The organism is Viscerimonas tarda (assembly GCF_054601255.1).
Map to the genome: position 1 here is coordinate 1 of NZ_BAAHWV010000090.1, position 3,217 is coordinate 3,217.

The window sequence follows — 3,217 nt, forward strand, 5'->3', positions numbered from 1 at the left end:
CTTTTGCGCCGGTTCCCGCCGCGAAGCGGGAACACTGTTCATTACGCGCCGGGCTTACGCATTGCGCCCGGACCGGCTGCCGCTTTTTACTCGGCTGTGCCGCTGCCTGCAATGGGACTGTCCCAATCCAGAATGTTAGCGCTTTTAACGGTCAGGCTGGTTTTATCCACCTGAACGGTAAACTGATACGATTTTCCCGCTTCAAAAGTATAGCTGCTTTTATAATAGTACTCCTGACTGCTTGCAAGCGTTACTTTGAAAATGTTTTCGCTTGTCAGTGTAACGGGCAACAGCAATGCGGTGTTGCCGGCGTCGGGCGTAATCTCGCCTATTGTGCTACCTGTAATGGCTCCGGTGGGATTTGCGCCGGTGATGTCCATAGCGGCTAATGCGGTATAACCGTAAAACGTGACTGTTGCGCCGGTTAAATCGCCTGCAGCTAAACCGGCACCGGCAGTGAGCGTAACGACGGATACTTTTGCCGTCTTGTGCTTGAACGTCAGTGTTTGGGTTCCCCAGTTGGTGCGGGTAATTCCCGTAACCTTGTCTGCAAAGATAAAGTCGGCGTCCTGTATGCCGTTACCGTCGCTCTGGTCGGTGTCATAAGTGTACACTTCCGGATAGTACGCATAAGCGTCAATGGAAGTGTAGTCGTTCCAGTACAATGTGGCGCTGGTAAGCGTACTGCGGTCTGCCGCCGCCACCTCAAATGGATATTCTGTTCCGCTTACATTTACGATTACCGTTTCCCCGCCGTCCCAAGTGTTGCCGGAAGTGGCGCGGGCTTGCGGGTCGTTGCTCACTTGCGAGGCAAAGGACAGCTTGCCGTCCGCGTTGTTGTTTTCGACTTCGTCCTTGCTGCACGAAGTCATTACTGTTGCCGCTGCAATGGCGGCGATTGCTAAAAATTTACATTTGTTCATTGTGATTTGTTTTTTTAAATAATACATGAATAATTGTTATTGTTAAATTAATTTGCTACTACTGTTTCGTTTCCGGCGTTTTCCCAGTCGGAAATTTCCGCGGCAACGCCCAATACGGTTGCTGTTACCGTTACTCCTGCCTTGAGGGTAAACGGCGTTTTCTTGTCGGCATTGAAGGGCGCTATTTTTTCCGACAAACCGGAATTTACCGTAATATCAGCGGGTACGCCGCCGTTGAAATGCAGGGTCAGGGTCAGCGTTTGCGCATTGCCCTGAATACCGAGCAGGCGCAGGACGGCGGTATATTTGCCGTCGGGTTGCCGGACAAATACAGGCACAACCGCAACCGGGTCTCCCACGGGGTTGCCGTTGTCGATACCGATTGCGCCCGCCACGCCCGAAAGGGTGGCTGTAATGCCTGTAATGCGGTCGGCAACATTGCCTTGCACGTCCAGTTCGAGGGTCAGCTGCCGTACTTGCTGGTGCATGGCGACGGTAAAGGCGTGGTCTTTGTCTTTTTCAATGACAACGTCCTGCGCGCCGGTGAAAAACCAGCCCAATTCGCTGCTGTAATCAGCCGCAGCAGTTGTTCCGGCTACCGAAATGTTGTTTGCCGGATTCCATATATTAATATGGTATGCGCCCGCTTCAAAGTAGTTGTTTACTTCGTTGGTTGTGCCGGATAAAGCCCCCACCCAGCCTCCCCCCAAGGGGGAGGAGATGGCTACCGTATAGTTGTCCGGGATATTGATGCCCTCGCCGCGGTTTGTCCAGTCGGTGGTGAGGGATATGATTCTGCCGTGATTGGGGTGGTCGGTGTTGTAGAGCGGCTCCTTCACGCAACTTGTCTGAACCACGATTTGCAACAAGATTATTAAGATTGCCGGGATAATCTTGTTGTTTGAACTTTTATTTTTTCTGCAATGTATCATATTGTTTGCTTTTTTAATCATTTAATGTCTGAACCATGATTTTCTTGATTAAAGGATTATCAGGATTCATTATTATTATCGTTATTTCCATTATCATGTTAATCTTTTAATCCTATAAATCAAGGTTCAAGACTATTTTATTTTCCAAATCAGTGAAACTCCTAACTGTGTGGGCGCAAATACGTTCTTTTTCAATCCGCCTTCTTTCAGTACCATCACTTCGCGACTGCGGTAGTAGGTATCGTATTTCAGTTGGGTATAGCCCAATCCGAGGCTGAAATCAAGGTCGAAGACTTCACTTAGGCGAAGTTTGTAGCCGCCTGTCAATCCGCCGCCGATGGCATCGCCCTGATAGCCGGTGTCCTTGAACTTGAAGTTAAATTCGACGATATGTCCTTCTGCACCGATAAACCAGCGCTTGCTTTCGCCCAAATAATATCGTATTTCGGGCTGTACCATCCATGTACGATGATGGTTGTCTTCGCCGCTCCATATCCAGTGGCTCCACAAACCGTTTACCAATACACCCATATTATTGGATGGTTTCCATTCAACACCCAAATTGGGTGTGGCGGCAAGCCAATAGAGAAGGTTGGTGCGGATGGAAAATTTGCCGTCGTAATCCTTTTCAGCGACAGCGGGCGGCACAAGCGGTTGCGTTTCTTCTACCGATTGCGGCTGTTCCGGCTTTTGCACCGGTTTTTTTTCCTTGACGGCAGGCTGTTCAACCAACTGTTCCTGCGCTTCCATGCTCACCGTGCCGTAAATCGGCTCGCCTGCTTTTTTGCGGCGTTCGATATTTTCCGCCAAGCGTTCTTGCGGCTGCGGGATGCGCACTTCCACGCGGGCGAGGTTGGTTTTACCGTCCATTGAGCCTGCGCTGTTGTCGGTAACGAAAAACTCCTCGCGCATACCGGCTTCGGTTATCAAAACCGACTTGATACGGTTGCTGCGGATGGTCGCCAAAGGAAAGTTGTCTTTGCAGTAGCCTTTTACGAACACTGCCAGCGTGTCGCCGTAAATCTGTTGGTATCGCGCGGTTACTTCCGCTTTCAGGCGTTGCAGTTCGGCGCGGTTGTCGCCCTGCGAGAGCGAAAACTCCGAACTGCCGGGGGCAAAGGTGAAGACATAGACGTTTTGCGCCTGCGCGTGAACGGCAAGGCAGAACAATGCAAAAACTCCTGCTATAAATACTTTTTTCATACTGTACATTATATGTTGATTATTGAAATTCGGACTTGAGGGACATAAAACGCAGAAAAGCCCCGACAGACAGTAAAGCGCCGGGGATGTAAATGGTTTTGCCGTAAATGAAATATTTTCAGTATCTTTGCGCCTTTTCCAACAAAGAGGGCGGGCGGG

The 3,217-nt window shown here is 50.1% G+C and carries 3 protein-coding genes; all 3 read right to left on the reverse strand.

The features are described 5' to 3' along the window. Nucleotides 1-86: 86 nt before the first annotated feature. The 3 genes from ACYPWY_RS15785 to ACYPWY_RS15795 all read right to left on the reverse strand — a co-directional run bounded on the left by ACYPWY_RS15785 (nucleotide 87) and on the right by ACYPWY_RS15795 (nucleotide 3,058). A complete protein-coding gene (locus ACYPWY_RS15785; protein WP_459686505.1) occupies nucleotides 87-923 on the reverse strand; it encodes a fimbrillin family protein in 837 nt (278 codons plus the stop codon). 47 nt (nucleotides 924-970) lie between these two features. Beyond that, a complete protein-coding gene (locus ACYPWY_RS15790) occupies nucleotides 971-1,855 on the reverse strand; it encodes a FimB/Mfa2 family fimbrial subunit (RefSeq protein ID WP_459686506.1) in 885 nt (294 codons plus the stop codon). A gap of 132 nt (nucleotides 1,856-1,987) precedes the next feature. Then, on the reverse strand, nucleotides 1,988-3,058 hold the full coding sequence (locus tag ACYPWY_RS15795) for a DUF3575 domain-containing protein (RefSeq protein ID WP_459686507.1): 1,071 nt from the start codon (nucleotides 3,056-3,058) through the stop codon (nucleotides 1,988-1,990). Nucleotides 3,059-3,217: the final 159 nt, after the last annotated feature.